Raw genomic sequence first — 16,813 nt, 5'->3', positions numbered from 1 at the left:
AAGGGGGATGGAAGGGCTGAAGAAGACAATTTTTTGTTTCCCTTATGCCGGGGGAAGTGCATCTTTTTATAGAGAATGGAAATTTGATGATGATGTGATAGAGGTAGTCCCGCTGGAATACCCAGGACATGGCAGTAAATATAGTGAACCATTGTGTGACCATATGGCGGATTTGACGGATATATTAATAAAAGAAATGGAAACGAAGCATCAAATGGATAAACTGGGAAGCATCTCTTTGTTTGGACATAGCATGGGTGCGATCGTAGCCTATGAAATTGCGGCAAAATTAGAAGAGAGAGATGCTAATAAAGTAGAGCATATATTCATTTCAAGTAAATCGTCTCCAGATTATAAAGTAGACCAAATCGATTGCTCTAATGCAAAACATTTAAAGCAATCGCTTGAAAAAATCGGGGGAACGAACAAGGAACTCCTAGAAACCGATGATTTCATGAATATATTCCTTCCGATAATCCAGTCGGACTTGAATGTTTTAGCCAACTATCACCATGAAAAAAAACGCGATAAAAAGGTGGGAAATAAAGCCGTTTTGCTATTGGGCTCGGATGATACCGTGACGAAGGAGAGTATCGAAAGCTGGAATGAATACATTGCACATATTGAAGGATTGCATATATTAAAGGGTGATCATTTCTATATAAAGCAAAACCAGTCTATCGTTTTAAAAATCATTCAAGAGTATTTACTCAATAGTCGTTGTGAAGTTCTGATTTAAGGTTGCGGACTGTCTTGAATACAACCGAATTTGTTCCGCCAATTAGTTTCAGAAGTCAAAATAATTTAATATAATGTGAGGTTGGAATTATCCGCCTGGATATGCATGAAACCTGATTTATATCTAAAAAAGGACTGATTTATTCAGTCCTTTGATACTGTAGATAGACTCAATGAAAATCGAGTATATCTACAGTTTTTTATTGGTTTTAGAATTTGGACGTTGATTGGAACGAAGGAAACTCGCTTTCCGCGGGCGTTCCGGGAGCCTCCTCGGCTTGCGCCTGCGGGGTCTCCTCTAGACGCGCTATTCCCGCAGGAGTCTCGCACCTTCCATTCCAATCACCTTAACTGTAGACAAATTAAAAAAGTTCCAGTTGATTTCAGAAATCCACTTCCTTTCCGCCGACTGTCTGCCAAGCCTCATCAAAGTAAACGTCTCAGGGACTAGGCTAGCCAGTTATTCGGCAGGAGTGTCGTAAGTTTCTTCAATCACTCCATATAAAAAAGTAAAAAAACATGAAGGATAACCAAGTCTTTTTCAGGGGTCGGGGTGAGACTAACCGAACCTCCTTTTAATGGAAATGGAGAGGCCGTTCCGTGCTTTAGAGTTGACAAACATCGATACAGATCAATTAAATGAGAAACATCGCGACTATCGTAGTAACTGCCAAACCAATGGTTACCGGAAGCAGATTCCGGCGGGCAAGTTCAAAGGGACTGACGTTACATATTGCAGCTGCTGGTATCAATGCCCATGGAATCAGGGTACCTCCGCCAACCCAAATCGCGGTTATTTGCCCGAGTGCAGTCAAGGTGGCGGTTCCGCTTCCGATTGCCGTTCCAAATAGTTTGGCGACAGATCCGGCTAAAGAAATGCCTGAGAAGCCCGATCCATCCAAGCCAGTGATGGCACCGATGCCCGTTAATGTGACGGCGGCTATTTCTTTCGTTAAAGGAACGGAGGCCGCTAAGGCGGCACCGAGGTCATTGACGATGCCAAGTGATGCTTTTGGTAAGTAGTCACCGATGATCTGATTGAATCCAGAATCACCTAAATAGAAGAATGCGGCGATTGGAATCACGGGTCCGAATACTTTGAAGCCAAATTGAAAACCCTGAATCAAATAAGCCGTTGATTTTTCCAGTCCTTGCTGTTTATGTGCGACAAGGGATAAAATCAGCAAAATGAAAACGGCTGTACCGCCAACCAACGCCGTGGCATCTCCGCCTTGCAACTTCAAAACCGACAATGCCACAACATCCAATAGAAAGGCAATCGGAATGAAAACGGCAAAAAACTTCTTTTGTCCCAGTGTGAGCAGATCTTCACTGATTGTCTGATCTGGGATGATTCCCTCATTATCCGCCGCCTTGATTCTTCCAAGCTTCATATCCCGCTTTAAAAGGATAAAGGCGGATATGGTGGTGACAACCCCCATTGTAATGACAAGGGGAATGCTCGCAGCGATTACATCTCCGACTGGTATGGAAGCGGCATCCCCCGTAAGTTTAGGTGCAGCCTGGATGATGAAGTCCCCTGATAATGCGATTCCATGACCAAAAAGGTTCATCGCCATCGCCACGCCAAGGGCAGGTAAACCAGCCCGTAAGGCAACGGGGAGCAGGACTGCCCCAAGTAAGGCAACGGCAGGTGATGGCCAGAAAAACCAAGATATAATCATCATAACGATTCCAATTACCCAAAAGGCAAGTGTAGGATTCTTAATGAATTTCGCAAACGGTGCAATCATGACATCATTAATGCCGGACCTCGTTAAAACCGTGCTCATGGCAACGATGATTGAAATGATTAAAATCGTGGACATTAATTCCGTAATTGCGAAAATGAAGCTGTTGAATATCCCGCTTACGGATGAGGCTAAACTGCCTGTAGCCACTAAAGCCAAAAGGAAAATCCCAATTATGCAGATGAGGGTAGTATCACGACGTTTTACCATAAACCCGATTATCAATGCAATAAATACAACATAAATCCAATGGAGTGCCGTTAATTCCATCTCCATGATCCGTCCCCCTCATAAATGTGCCTAGTTACAGATTATGAGGGAGGTATGGGGGGGTGAGTTGTTTCAAAAATTTTAAAGGCATATCTTATTTTCAACTTATGATGTAAATATCGAGTTTAAGAAGCAGTAATTCCGAAGGAGTTTACCCATTTTTTAACCTTCTTCTGCAGTTCTGCTTTTAAATCACTAGCATCTCCTGTATCTTTCATTGCCTTTTTTGAATATTTGCCAGGAAACATATTCTTAACCGAATCTTTGTATTAAGACCCGTCTGATGGTTCTTTATATTCTTTTACTATATATGTATTGTCTTCTTTTGCTAACTTTTTACTGTTAGTATTCTATTTATAATGCCACTAAAAGCAACATCTATCTGAACATATGCAAGAAAGAGGAATTTCACCAGTACTAGTATTTATGCAGTAACAAACGATAGCTTTTACCACTATCTATAAAAACAGCAAAATCTAAATTAAGGTGGGAGTAGGGATAAGATGAAATCTAGGGTTACATATGATGAAGAAGCAGAGTTAGCATATTTATATACTTTACCCTCATCAGTAAAGTATAAGATAGCGTCTACTATTGAATTAGAAGTAAATGAATATTTAGAGTTGGATATTGATGAAGGCGGTAGAATAGTAGGGATCGAGTTTTTTGGCCCAATAACATCAAAGTTGTCTAAAATAGCCGGAAGCAGGAAAATTTATAAGAAAAATGGAGAGAGATTTTCATTCCGCTTAACTGAAAAGGATATTAAAAGTAAGTTTAGCTTTAAAGGAATGGACTTTTGTTTTGCGGACAATGATTTTCAAGAATTTATGGGTTTTGATGTAGTTGATATAAAGAAGTATAATGGGGAATCTTTGAAATTCATTACAGAATGATTCTAAAAAACAATAAATATTGAAAAGCTTAATTCTGATGGAGAAAGTCCTTCTCTTAATTGAGAGGGGCGATTTTCATTTTTAAAGGTATATCAAATTATAGGTAAACCCATGGAAAAGTTTAAGGTTTATCTTCTTTATTTTCAACAATACTTCAAGTATCCTTAATTTGAATAGCAACTACTGTAAATGAGGGATAAGCCGTGAAGCAAATATATAGTGATGTCATACAATTTCGGGGTACACATTATGAGTTTGGATACATGCAAGGGGAGGAATTAAAAGATTCACTAACGGTAAAAAATCGTGAAGATCAGTGGAAGATTAGGCAGCCGCGGTTTACGGTTGAGGAAGAAGAGGTCAAGAAAGCAATTACACAATTCGCTCCTGGAGTTTGGGAAGAATTACTGGGGTTGCAAGAAGCGTTGAAATGGCCAATTGACCGCGTGCTGCAAGAGTTCGGTGGATATCGATTGGATTATGTTCGGTCGGGCTGCTCCATCATGACTGGCGATGATTATCTCATTCGCAATTATGATTACCACCCAAAGACCTATGAAGGACGCTATGTTTTATTCCAGCCAACCGATCAAGGGTATTCAAGCATCGGCCCGAGTCAGCGAGGGACTGGCCGAATGGATGGAATGAATGAAAAAGGTTTGGTGATAGGCTATAATTTCATGAATCGCAAGAACCCTGGTGATGGTTTCATTTGCTGCATGATTGGCAGACTGATTGTTGAATCTTGTGCGAACGTACAGGAAGCGGTAGCGATGTTGAAGGAAATCCCGCATCGTCATTCCTTCACTTACGTCGTCCATGATAAAAGCGGAAGTACCTATATCGTTGAAACCTCTCCGAGAAATGTAGAGGTGCGCACGTCAAATGCCTGTACCAATCACTTTGAAATCATGAAAAATGAGAACCGTAACCATCTTATCGATTCGAAACGCCGATTGGAGATCATCCAAGATCATGAAGGGAAACTTTCATCTGCCTACGATGCTTACAGGTTGTTTAATGATACCAATCAAGGTGTCTTCTCGGATTTATATAGCAGCTGGGCGGGAACGATTCATACCTCCGCTTATTTACCTAAGGAGATGAAAGCTTGGATTGCCTTGGGAGGGAACCAGGAGCCGACTTCAATAGATTTTGCGAAATGGCTTGAAGGGGAAAATGTTGAATTAGAACGAATCAAAGGTGTAATTGATACGGATATTCCCTTCGTGCATATGGATGAGGGAGCGAATTGGTTTCGGAATTGAACGTCTTGAAGTAAATTTGAACCTTACTTTGTTAAAAGGCCCGATCCTTGGATTGGGCTTCTTTTGTTGTTCTATTTTTAGGAAAAGCTGGTACTATTTATTAGGGGATCTGCCAGTAATATAATATGATAGAGGAACATATTTTGGATGGGGGACAAGAAGCTGGAAGTCTGTTTGTGCCATACTTGTAAAATGAATAAGGGGATGTGCGAATGTTTTCTACAGCTATTGGATGGTTTCGGTTTATTACAATAATTGAGGGAATCTCATATGTTCTATTGCTTGCCATTGGTATGCCCATTAAGTACATATTGGATATTGGGGAAGCAACACTCATTTTAGGCAGCATCCATGGTTTCTTATTTGTCGTGTTTGGGCTTTTATTACTTTATGTGAGCATCATATCAAAATGGTCCTTTTTAAAAATGGCGATGATTTTCATCGTTTCATTCATCCCATTTGGGAATTTTGTAATCGACCGCAGGCTATTGAAGCAAAGGTAAATGATAAAGATCCATGCCCGAATACTTTTCCTTTTGAAAAATCCATAAAAAAACGTCTTTCTATTTAAATGGAAGGCGTTTTTTTTATGGATTTAAGCTTGCTGTAAGGTTGGCACAAAGATGCTGTAAGAATGAGCATGTAAAGTATAAGTATCAACAATACTTGAAGAGGTGAAACAAATGGAACCATTATTAAAAGTGGAAAATATAAAAAAAACATATGGTAAATCAAGCGCTGCCTACACAGCGTTGGAAAATATATCTTTTGACATTCATGAAGGGGAGTTTGTAGGGATCATGGGACCTTCTGGAGCGGGTAAATCGACGTTGCTCAATATGTTGGCAACCATTGATTCTCCGACTGAAGGGAAAATTTTTATGAATGATACGAGCATTCACGATATGAAAGGTGCAGACTTAACGGATTTCAGACGTAATAATCTTGGTTTCATCTTCCAGGATTACAATTTGCTAGACTCATTGACTGTGAAGGAAAATATATTATTACCACTGGCGATTGCGAAAGTTCCAGCGAAAGAAATTACAAACTTGGTGAATCGTATTGCTAAAGTATTTGGGATTGAAGCTTTATTAGCTAAATACCCATACCAAATCTCCGGTGGGCAAAAGCAAAGAACAGCTGCTGCCAGAGCGCTTGTGACAGAGCCTGCATTGATCCTGGCGGATGAGCCAACAGGTGCACTTGATTCAAAATCAGCAACAGGTCTGCTGGAAAGCTTAAGTGAACTAAATGAAAAAAATAATTCCACCATCATGTTGGTGACACATGATGCGTATGCCGCAAGCTTCTGCCGGCGGATCATTTTCATCAAGGATGGTACGCTTTCAACAGAAATTTATCGTCGTGGCCAATCACGTAAAGCTTTCTTCCAAGAAATTATGGATGTCCTTGCAACAATTGGAGGTGAGGTAGATGACGTTATTTAGTCTAGCGAGAAAAAATATTGCTCGAAACCTCTCCCAATATTTTTTATATATCGCATCCATGGTATTTAGCATTATCATCTACTTCACATTTGTAACATTAAAATATAGCGATACAATTGCAGAACAAACGGCTTCATCACAGAAATTAGATTCATTGATGACTGGTGCGGCAGTCATCCTGATTTTCTTCGTTGCCATTTTTATTGCCTATTCCAATTCATTCTTTATGAAAAAACGTAAAAAAGAAGTGGCATTATATGCATTGCTTGGCGTACGTAATCGTCAGATTGGTTTTATGCTCTTCTTTGAAAACCTATTGCTAGGTTTGGTTTCATTGGTTGTGGGGATTTTACTTGGATTTCTTTGTTCAAAAGGGTTCATGACGATTTTGATCTATTTAATGGGCTATGATGTCATGGCACCATTTACATTTTCGGGATCTGCAGCTTTGAACACCTCTATCGTATTTCTTATAATTTTCTTGGTGACATCATTCCAGGGCTATCGTTTAATTTATCAATTTAAACTAATTGATCTCTTCCATGCATCGAAAAAAGGGGAAGCGGCTCCGAAGCCATCGATGATTGTAGCCATTCTGGGAGTTTCCTTGATTGTCATGGGTTATTGGTTGGCGATGCAAGATCTTTTTACTTCTAAAGTGTGGGAAAAGGTCGGCTTTTTAATGACGGCACTTATCATTTTGACAACGGTTATTGCCGGTACGTTTTTATTGTTTCATAGCGTGACAGGCTTTGTGTTGGCCGTGATTAAGAAAAATGAAAAATGGCTTTGGAAAGGCCTGCATCTGATGACGATCTCGCAACTGCTATATCGCATTCGGGGGAATGCACGTACATTGACCGTAATTGCGGTGTTAAGTGCTACTACGGTAACGGCTGGCGGTGCGGTTTATGGTCTTTATTACAATGCGAATGACCAAGTTGTGACCGTTGATCCGAATACCTTCATGTATCAGCAAACGGATGCAAAAAGCGATCATCAAGTCAGCGCTGTATTGCCAAATACAAAGTATGATGAAAATGTCGAAGCACTATCTGTCACATTTAATACGAAAGAATTGAATAAGGGATCGGCATTCGATAGCTCGGATAAAAGGATTTACACGATAATCGATGAAAGAACATATAACAAATTAGCAGAAGTACAAGGCAAGGAAGCACTGCATGTGAATAATGGCAAAGCAGTCATTTTAGATATTGGATATGACAAAAGATTCTCACCTGAATACAAGGACAAGACCATCAGGACAGAAAACAACACGGCAATCACATTCCAAAGCTTTAAAACACAAACAGTACTAAATGCCGGAACAGCAGGCATTGCAGTGGTCGTATCCAATGAACAATTTAAATTATTGCAAAAAGAAGGGGAAGCGCTAAAATATCGTGTCATCGGTGTTGATCAAGCTTCCACGGATTTATCCGGAAAAATTGCAAAACAAGTGCCTGAAGAAGCGCTATTTTCCAGTGCCCCTCAAGATTTCCAAACAAGCATCGAAGGTGTAGGCTCATTGCTCTTTATCGGAAGTTTTCTAGGCCTGGTTTTTTTAGCGGCAACAGGCAGTATCATTTACTTTAAAGTTCTAACGGAAGCAGAGGAAGATAAATCACAATACAATATGCTTCATAAAATGGGCGTTAACGCAAAAGAAATGCGGAAATCCATTGCATCACAAGTGCTTGTCATCTTTTTCGTTCCACTGGCAGTGGGGCTATTACACAGTGCGGTTGCTTTAAAAGCCTTCTCGGGCTTATTGATGATGAATCTTGCAAAACCTGTGTTGATCTGGATGATCGCTTATACGGTAATTTACGGTCTGTATTATATCTTAACGGCAGCTTCCTACAATCGTATTATCATACAAAATAATAAAACAGAAGGATGATCGAAATGAAGAAATTTCTTATGGTAGTTGGCATTTTGTTTATACTGGGAGCGGCAGGAGTCTTCGCTCTTACTAAAATCGACTTTAACCGCATGAATGCCGACAATTATTATTTGCAAATTACAGAGGATGGGGTACAACATGAAACCAAACTGGATGATGGTTCAGTGATGACTTATTATTCTTATAAACTTGACGCCAAAAATGCAGATGGTGAAACGATACCGCTTGAATTCACGGCACAAAAAAATCTTCGAAAAGATGCTTACTTAAAGATGTACGTGAAAAATGGTGATGAAGTATCGTCATATGATGAAGTGAAATTCGAAGACATTCCAAAAAAGGCACAACAAAATAAATAGGAAAGAAGGGCTGTCTGTAAATTATGGACAGCCCTTTCTCTGCAAGAAAAATAATTATAAAAGTATCGTGATCGCGGTTCCCTTATTTTCAATGCTACTCAAATCCAGTTTACCTTTATGAGCCAGGATGATGTCCCTTGCAATGGCCATTCCTAAACCGGTCCCATGTGTACTGGCAGTATTCGTACCTCGATAGTAGCGTTCAAAAACCTGTTCTAAGTCTTTTGCGGGGATACCACGGCCATTATCGGCAATGGTAATTTGGGTATGCAGTTCTGATTGTGGACCAATATCATCAATTTGTATTTTCACAACGACATTTTCCTCATTATGCACGAGTGCATTATAGATAAGGTTAAAAATCGCCCGTTTCATTAATTTTTTATCCACTTTATGTGTTGCTTTGTCCACATTTGCCACAAACTCAACCTGTTGATCACCAAATTGTGAGTCATTTAAAAGCTCGATCGTCATTTCTCTTATAAACCCAACGATATCAACATCTTCAAATTGCATAGGAAGTCGTTGGTTGCGCAAACGCATCGTTAAATTCAGGTCATCCAATAAATCCTTCATATAAACGGACTGTTTATTAATAATGGATGTAAACTCAAACAATTCCTGTGGAGTTAATTCTGTGGCGTTATCTTTCATCAATTCTGTATAACCATGGATGGAAGCAAGTGGCGTCTTCATGTCATGAGAAACATTGCTAATCCATTCCTCACGCATTTGGTCGAGCTGATCACGTTCTTTTTCATACTGATCCAACTTCACCGATAGTTCATTCATATTGCGAAATACATCTTCATAAACGCCTTTTGGTATGCTCATTTTTTTAAAGCGCCGCTCCCGAAGCTGCTGAATTCCTTCTATTAAAATGTTCAGCGGACTCGTTAATTTTTTTCCAAATAAGAATCCAATGACTAATGCAATAATGATATCCACGATTAAAAATATTACTAGTAAGATGTTAAAGTTCTTAAAAACTTTTTCATAATCATAGGTTATTACATAGCGGCCAATTTTCTGTTCCTTAACTCCTACAAAATAGCTGAAATTATGGGCTTCGCCGACAAAAACAGTCGTCTCTGCATCAATTTCCTTATACTTATACATTTGGACGATTTCAACAGGAGAATATACGGTTTGCAATTTTTGAGGTGTATAAAAGGCTGCAACTTGCTCACCCTCATCATTCAAAAATTGTATCCAAGCGTTATTGTTCCGCAGTTTTTTCAGCCCTTCTTCATTTACGATCGGTTTGTTATCTATTAGTTCCACATATTGTGAAAATGTTCTGCTAAAGTTTTCAGCAGAAACTTCTTCTGCCTCGAAATTATGCATGGCTCGATAAAAGAGTAGAGATAAAAGTAAAATTGTATTTACGATCCCTACGATTACAACAATTGTCACAACGGATCCTAAAAAGCGCCGTGTCAATTTCCACTTCATTTTGTTTCACCCTTGGTTTGTAATTTATAACCAAGCCCTTTAACGGTTATTAAAAAAGAAGGCTTTGAAGGGTCAGTCTCGATTTTTTCGCGTAAACGGCGAATATGTACCATTACTGTATTATCAGAGCCAAAGAAATCATCGCCCCACACATGTTCAAATAAAGTTTCCTTGCTCAAAATCTGGTTCGGGTGATGCATAAAACAGCTCATCAGTCCGATTTCTTTAGCTGTGAGCTCAAGCGTTTTACCATCCTTTTTCACTTCATTTTCATTTGCACTAAGCTCAAAAGGACCAACATGCCGTTTTTTCGGAACGGCCTTTTCCTCTGAAAAGCCCGCACGCCTCAGCTGCGCCTTTACTCGATATGCCACTTCTTTCGGACTGAATGGTTTGGTAATATAATCATCCCCCCCAATCGCCAACCCTAGAAGCTTATCAATTTCCTCATCCTTTGCCGACAAAAATAAAATGGGCACATTCGACACTTCACGAATTTGCTTGCATAAATCATAGCCTTCACCATCAGGCAGCATAATATCAAGCAAGACCAGTGATGGATCGAACTCCTGAAACTTTGCCCACCCATCCGCAATCGTCCCCGCCGTAACAATATTCGGGATACCTTCCTTATGTAAAACTGTCTCCATGAGACGTGCCAAATCTTCTTCATCGTCAATAATTAAAATCCACTGATCATTCGACATTCTGCTACCTCCCAAACATCAATCATACCCTACAGTATAGAGTACTCCTTAAGAAAAAATAAGGGGAGGAAAGATTTTTAACGAACTCATTCATTATTTTCACGGAACAAAGTGGAAAAAACGTAAGTACCATTACCTGAAAAATTACTGTGAATATCAGGATTCTGATGCCTGGTCTTTATTTAGTTAAGGTAGTTTCGGAAAGAAGAGCGTACATCATACTGATTTGGTAAAGGTTGTATGATAAACTGTTTAAAGTATTGTTAGGAAGATTATGCTAATTAATATGATTAAGGAATTCGTTGCTGTTCTTTGTCCCAAACCTTTAAATAAAAGTATGCAGCGAATGTGGAAGAATAAAAGGAGAAAAAAATAATGGAAACAAAAAAGGTATTACCCGTTCTTTTTTTAGTGATGTTTTTAGTCATGGTCGGATTTGGGATCATCATTCCCGTCATTCCGTTCCTTGCCGAAAAGGTTGGTGGCAGTCCTACTAAGCTTGGTCTTTTAATGGCTGTTTATTCATTAATGCAATTATTTTTTGCCCCGATGTGGGGACGTATATCTGACCGGATAGGACGTAAGCCTGTCATGATTATCGGGATTGCTGGACTGGCACTTTCGTTTTTCATCATGGCCTCGGCAGATTCCTTATGGGTATTATTTGTAGCCAGGATCATTGGCGGGATTTTGTCATCGGCAAACATGCCAACCGCAATGGCGTATGTGGCTGATATCACGACGCCGGAAGATCGGGGAAAAGGGATGGGAATCATCGGGGCCGCTACAGGGCTTGGATTCATCTTCGGACCGGCGATTGGCGGGGTATTCTCCAAATCCAGTTTGAACTTACCGTTTTACATTGCAGGAATATCCTCTTTGATTACTTTATTCTTAGTGATTGCGATATTAAAGGAATCACATACGGTTGAAAAGAGGGCCCAACAGTCGATAAATGAAGAGTCCATGTGGAAAGCCTTTAAAGGGCCTCTTAAAACCATGTTCTTTCTGCAATTGATCGTCACCCTTTCAATGGCAGGACTCGAAACGACTTTTGCCTATTTTGCAGCCAAAAAGGCTGATATAAGTCTTGTACAATTAGGCTATATCTTCATGATCATGGGATTTGGCAGTGCGATCGTTCAAGGTGGATTAGTGGGTAGGATGACAAAGAGATATGGGGAAGGCGCGGTTATCCGAATAGGAATCATCGTGTCGGCAGTTGGTTTCATTCTCATCCTTTTCTCTTCCGGTTTTTGGACATCGGCGATCTTCCTGACTATCTTCGGATTGGGTAATGGGTTCATCCGCCCGGCAATTTCGGCACTGCTGACCAAAAGTTCCATGACGGGCCATGGCAGTGTCACTGGCCTACTATCTTCCTTCGACTCGTTCGGCAGGATTGCGGGTCCCCCGATAGGAGGTTGGTTATTTTCGATTTCGATTGATTTACCATTTATATCGGGCGCAATCCTTTCCGTTTTTGCTTTGATTCTTTTTCAGTTATACTTTGCACGGACACAGACTGAACAGGTCCAAGCATCTCATTAATTTAATAATATGCAAAAACCCCCCCATTTCTAAAAAATGGGGGGGCCGCGAGCGGTGCTTGAATAGCACCGTTTTTTATTGAATCATATTGAGGAATTTACGTGTACGAGCTTCTTTAGGATTTGTGAAAATTTGCTCGGGTGTTCCCCGCTCCATTATTTTTCCTTCATCCATGAAAATGACTTCGTCGGCGACTTCACGGGCGAAACGCATTTCATGGGTTACCACGATCATTGTCATGCCTTCTTCTTTCGCCAGGTCTTTCATGACCTGTAACACGTCTCCAACTAGTTCGGGATCTAAAGCGGACGTGGGTTCATCGAATAGCATGACCTTAGGCTCCATGGCCAGGGCCCTTGCAATTCCGACTCGTTGCTGCTGTCCGCCTGACAATTGAAACGGATAAAAATCGATTTTTTCACCTAAGCCCACTTTTGTAAGCAGGGCAGCAGCTGTTTCTTTCGCTTGATGTTTGGCTATCTTTTTTACAATGATGGGGCCTTCCATTACATTTTCCAATGCTGTTTTATGGGGGAAGAGGTTATAGCTTTGGAAAACCATCCCTGTCAAACTGCGAAAAGATGTAATGGAATTTTTTCTAACGGTTTTTTTGAAGTCCATTATGGTTTCATCGATTTCAATCGTCCCGTCCGTGGGTACTTCAAGGAGATTCAAACACCGAAGAAAGGTTGTTTTACCTGAACCCGAAGGTCCGATCAATACAATGACTTTACCTTGCTCCACTTCCAAATCGATGCCCTTTAATACGTCAAGGTCACCAAATGATTTATGAAGATTCTTAATGTTGATCATTTTAAAATCTCCTTTAACTACTGCGGTTCTTATTTTGCTACATAACGATTAAGTCTGTCCTCTAAACTTCCTTGAATGAAAGATAGAATGGTACACAAAATCCAATATAAAGCAGCTGCTTCCATGTAAAGTAGTAGAAATTCATAGTTTTTTGCAGCGATTTCCTGGGCTTTACGGAATAATTCCGTTACAAGAATGAGTGATGCAAGCGATGTATCTTTTAAAAGGCTAATGAACGTATTGGATAATGGGGGAATGGAGACCCGAGCTGCTTGCGGCAAAATGATGCGCTTTAAAGCTTGGGTATATGTCATTCCGATTGAATAGCCTGCTTCCCATTGCCCTTTTGGTATCGATAAAATGGCTGCTCGTATAATTTCCGAAGCATATGCTCCTACATTTAAAGAGAATCCTATAATAGCCGATATGAAAGGATCGATGGTTACACCTAAATTTGGAAGTCCATAGAAAATGATAAATAATTGCACAAGTAAAGGTGTCCCGCGGATGATTGACACATATACACGCGCAATTATTTGAAGAATTCTCATGGAAGATAATCTAGCCAATGCTGTGAGTACAGCGAGAATAAGGCCGAGAACGAATGTGATCAATGTTAGTGGAATCGTATATTGAATAGCTCCCTCTATCATTGGATAGAGGGAGGTTTGAGCGATGGAAACAAGCTGGTTCATACGCTCGGGGTCGGCGAAAATATTACTTAGGAGAAACATCTTCACCAAACCATTTATCCGAGATTTTCGCGTACGTGCCGTCGTCTTTCATTGCTTTAAGTGCTTTATTTACTTCTTCCACTAATTTGCCGCTGTCTTTTCTGAACATTAAACCACTTGCGACTCCGCTTGCTTCCTCATCAGCGACTTTGATAGGTGCATCCGGATGTTGCTTTTTATAATCAAGGTACGATAATTTGTCATTGATCGTGGCATCTACACGTTTAGAGCCAATAAGCTGTACGGATTGAGAAAATCCTTCAATGCCTGTAACTTCAGCACCATGTGATTTGGCTAGAGCATTGTAATTACTCGTTAAAGATTGTGCAGAGGTCTTGCCTTTCAAATCATCGAAGGATTTAATATCCGAATTATCTTTGTGTACAAGCAATACGGCACCTGATTGAATATATGGGTCAGAGAAATCATATTTCTTTTGACGGTCTTCATCGATGCCCACTTGGTTTGCGATCATATCAAAACGTTTAGCATCCAAGCCTGCAAACATGCCGTCCCATTGTGTTTCCTTGAATTCAGCTTTCACTCCAAGGCGTTTTGCCACTTCTTTAGCAATTTCAACATCAAACCCCGTTAGTTTATCTGAGTCATCGTGGAATGTGAAAGGAGGGTATGTACCTTCAGTTCCAACAGTTAATACACCATCTTTTTTGACTTTATCATATAGACTTTCTTGTGATGAAGATTTATTGTCGGTATCGTTTGCCTCATTTTTGGTATTGGTACCACAAGCGGTAAGTACGACTGTGAAAGCTAACAATAGCGATAAAAGTGCAACCATTTTTTTCATTTGGGTAAACCTCCTAGTAATCTGATAGGGATTGATACTCTGTGATACTATACAAGAAAAGGAAAAAAGTCAATGAAAATAACTTACATCATTATTGTTAATGAAACTTGGTGAATTATACGGATTTTCACGCATTGAAGTGAAATAATACTAAAAGAAAGATGTATCGTTATCCGAAAAAGGATTTTAAAGAAAGGGAAGTGATCATTAAGAATCCAAGGGGACAAAAGGCCCCTCATCCACATGATTTTTAGCTAAGTGGAAAAGGGGCTTTTTTGGGCCGTCCGGAACTATTGCAAGATTCTTTTTACCTTAGTGTTTATCATGATTCCTATCCTCTACGCTGACGAATATAGGGTTCGAATAGAACCAAAGGTCTTTATAGTTACGTTTGTTTATTTCCGAAAAACGTGTTTCGTTATCCTCGATTTCAGTCTTTTTATCGATCAGCGGTTCCCCGTCCATCGTTTCTCCAGAGACATTTTCCCCTAGGTTCGTGCCTCGCAAACGGAAATATTGATCCTTATTTGCTTTGACTTTGTATGTGATGGTATGAAATCCATCGCGATCGGTTTTCCAGTCTTTACTGGTAAAGCGTTTAACAACTTTTGTCGTATCATTGGTGGCTTTATTATAAGCAGGTGTTCCAGGCACTGCTTTCCCGGTTACTTCCCCGGAAATTAGATCCACATGATCCACCTTGACGGAGTCCCCGTTATTGTTTTTTGGGGGGCTCTTAAATCGGATGGTGATCTTGACCATCTGTCCTTCCTTCACTTTAAGGTCCCCGCCCATATCAACCGCGTTGTTTCCGTTTTTAGCTTGGAAATCAAGGGCATCGATCAAGTCACCAAAAACAGAGAAGGATTTCCCAGATCGCATGCCATCAAGGACGGATTTTATTGATGAGCCATTTACCCATGTATAATTCTTGGAATATTCTCCTGGCCAGTAACCGCTGGAGTATAGGCGGTTTTCACTGATTTCAAAATGGGAGTCCGAATTGGAAAAGTTCCAGAACTTACGACCTTCCCCAAGAAGTGCATCCCATGCCCCTCCTACCTTAGCAAGCATATAATCGGATCCGCCATAGGTCCGGTTTTCCGGCGTTGTCAGATTTAAACCGCCTCGATCTGGCTCCATCTGGTTACCTGGCATACCTTCAAATCCGAACATGACATCCGGGGCGATATTGTTGAAGTCACGAAAATCAGATATGTTGTACACCCTCTTTCTTGATGGGTGGTTCAATATGGCATAACTTGTATGCTTATAATTTTTCTCAAGCCATGCCAATGCTGTCCGGGCATCCTCGGATGTCTTATTGGCTCTTTGATCCTGTGCTTTCCAGACGGCTACATCCTTAGAATCAAACATCTTTTCATCTTGGTTGGTGAACAGATATTCGAACTGATTGCCAGCTTTCATACTTTTAGGTGAGCCCGGCTGATCTCCTAAAATGCCTATGCCGACATGCTCGTATGTAGGCATATCCCATTCGAAGCCTGAAAAGATGACTTTATTTTTATATTTGCCCTCTTTTTGCAATTGCTCCATTTTCGGGGCTTGATATTGAATGATTCCCTGAGACAGCGGTATCGGCCCGCCTGGAATCAAATGTCCCTCGTCATCCCTTGAAGACATCCTCAAGTGGTCGGAAATTCCCATCCAATCCAGGCCATACTTATCAAATGCGTTATTTAGCAAGCTTTCAAGGCTCTGTGATCCCTCGGTATCATCGGACTGAGTGGTATGGGCATGATATTCCCCCTTCATCCATCTGCCTCCCGGATTTGTCTGATTGTCTTCTGCATCTTTTGCAGCACCCGCGACCGGTAGACCCTGAAAAAGGATGGCTATGCTTAGAACCGATACTGTGAAAGCCCTGAACTTATTAATCATCTTACCGACAACCTCCATATATTGAAATAATATTGAACAAGCTAATTTTATTGTAAAAATATTAAGAATCCGTTTGGGGTGAGTATGGTTTTTGTAAATGGAAAGACCGATTCTGGTAACAGTGGTTTGGAAATTGAAAGGGAATAAAGGGGAGGGGCTCGAAATAAAAAAGGTTGTAGAGAAAATTTTCTTTCTCTACAA

General features: G+C 40.4%; 15 protein-coding genes. 8 read left to right on the top strand and 7 right to left on the bottom strand.

The genetic code is table 11. From position 1 onward, the window contains the following. Nucleotides 1-7 precede the first annotated feature (7 nt). Entirely contained in the window at nt 8-739 is a 732-nt protein-coding gene (locus tag J7J00_RS03860) for a thioesterase II family protein (RefSeq protein ID WP_214787598.1), read from the top strand. Nucleotides 740-1,373: 634 nt separating this feature from the next. Here the strand turns inward: J7J00_RS03860 and J7J00_RS03855 are convergent. Further along, on the bottom strand, nt 1,374-2,765 hold the full coding sequence (locus J7J00_RS03855; RefSeq protein ID WP_214787596.1) for a hypothetical protein: 1,392 nt from the start codon (nt 2,763-2,765) through the stop codon (nt 1,374-1,376). A gap of 497 nt (nt 2,766-3,262) precedes the next feature. Here J7J00_RS03855 and J7J00_RS03850 point away from each other — a divergent pair, with 497 nt between their 5' ends. The 6 genes from J7J00_RS03850 to J7J00_RS03825 all read left to right on the top strand — a co-directional run bounded on the left by J7J00_RS03850 (nt 3,263) and on the right by J7J00_RS03825 (nt 8,642). Then, the gene (locus J7J00_RS03850; protein WP_214787594.1) at nt 3,263-3,655 is read left to right on the top strand and encodes a DUF2283 domain-containing protein; all 393 of its coding nucleotides are present in this window, start codon (nt 3,263-3,265) and stop codon (nt 3,653-3,655) included. 203 nt (nt 3,656-3,858) lie between these two features. Next, a complete protein-coding gene (locus J7J00_RS03845) occupies nt 3,859-4,923 on the top strand; it encodes a C45 family autoproteolytic acyltransferase/hydrolase (RefSeq protein WP_214787592.1) in 1,065 nt (354 codons plus the stop codon). Between the two features lie 212 nt (nt 4,924-5,135). Then, on the top strand, nt 5,136-5,426 hold the full coding sequence (locus J7J00_RS03840) for a DUF3817 domain-containing protein (RefSeq protein ID WP_214787590.1): 291 nt from the start codon (nt 5,136-5,138) through the stop codon (nt 5,424-5,426). Between the two features lie 180 nt (nt 5,427-5,606). Next, the gene (locus J7J00_RS03835) at nt 5,607-6,374 is read left to right on the top strand and encodes an ABC transporter ATP-binding protein (protein WP_214787588.1); all 768 of its coding nucleotides are present in this window, start codon (nt 5,607-5,609) and stop codon (nt 6,372-6,374) included. Beyond that, entirely contained in the window at nt 6,361-8,280 is a 1,920-nt protein-coding gene (locus J7J00_RS03830; protein ID WP_214787586.1) for an ABC transporter permease, read from the top strand. The genes J7J00_RS03835 and J7J00_RS03830 overlap by 14 nt, the downstream gene beginning before the upstream one ends. 5 nt (nt 8,281-8,285) lie before the next feature. Then, nucleotides 8,286-8,642: a YxeA family protein gene (locus tag J7J00_RS03825; protein WP_214787584.1), complete on the top strand. Its 357-nt coding sequence runs from the start codon at nt 8,286-8,288 to the stop codon at nt 8,640-8,642. Between the two features lie 54 nt (nt 8,643-8,696). On the opposite strand, the gene J7J00_RS03820 is transcribed toward J7J00_RS03825, so the two are convergent. Continuing rightward, nucleotides 8,697-10,097 (bottom strand): sensor histidine kinase, encoded by a 1,401-nt coding sequence (locus J7J00_RS03820; protein WP_214787582.1) that lies wholly within the window; start codon nt 10,095-10,097, stop codon nt 8,697-8,699. Then, nucleotides 10,094-10,804, bottom strand: coding sequence for a response regulator transcription factor (locus J7J00_RS03815; protein WP_214787580.1), 711 nt, complete (start codon nt 10,802-10,804; stop codon nt 10,094-10,096). The genes J7J00_RS03820 and J7J00_RS03815 overlap by 4 nt, the downstream gene beginning before the upstream one ends. A gap of 375 nt (nt 10,805-11,179) precedes the next feature. Here J7J00_RS03815 and J7J00_RS03810 point away from each other — a divergent pair, with 375 nt between their 5' ends. Next, a complete protein-coding gene (locus J7J00_RS03810) occupies nt 11,180-12,355 on the top strand; it encodes an MFS transporter (RefSeq protein ID WP_214787579.1) in 1,176 nt (391 codons plus the stop codon). Between the two features lie 75 nt (nt 12,356-12,430). On the opposite strand, the gene J7J00_RS03805 is transcribed toward J7J00_RS03810, so the two are convergent. The 4 genes from J7J00_RS03805 to J7J00_RS03790 all read right to left on the bottom strand — a co-directional run bounded on the left by J7J00_RS03805 (nt 12,431) and on the right by J7J00_RS03790 (nt 16,612). After that, a complete protein-coding gene (locus J7J00_RS03805) occupies nt 12,431-13,168 on the bottom strand; it encodes an amino acid ABC transporter ATP-binding protein (protein WP_214787577.1) in 738 nt (245 codons plus the stop codon). Between the two features lie 29 nt (nt 13,169-13,197). Next, complete coding sequence (locus J7J00_RS03800) at nt 13,198-13,902, bottom strand: amino acid ABC transporter permease (protein WP_214788245.1); 705 nt, start codon at nt 13,900-13,902, stop codon at nt 13,198-13,200. Further along, a complete protein-coding gene (locus J7J00_RS03795; protein ID WP_214787575.1) occupies nt 13,886-14,710 on the bottom strand; it encodes an amino acid ABC transporter substrate-binding protein in 825 nt (274 codons plus the stop codon). Before J7J00_RS03795 ends, J7J00_RS03800 begins: the two co-directional genes overlap by 17 nt. Nucleotides 14,711-15,022: 312 nt before the next feature. Continuing rightward, a complete protein-coding gene (locus tag J7J00_RS03790; protein WP_214787573.1) occupies nt 15,023-16,612 on the bottom strand; it encodes a CehA/McbA family metallohydrolase domain-containing protein in 1,590 nt (529 codons plus the stop codon). Nucleotides 16,613-16,813 lie beyond the last annotated feature (201 nt).

The sequence above is a fragment of the Bacillus sp. ISL-4 genome, assembly GCF_018613275.1.
In the GTDB taxonomy this organism is placed as follows: Bacteria; Bacillota; Bacilli; order Bacillales; family DSM-1321; genus Peribacillus; species Peribacillus simplex_E.
The sequence above is the reverse complement of the archived record's forward strand: the minus strand, read 5'-3'. Positions and strand labels throughout refer to the sequence as shown.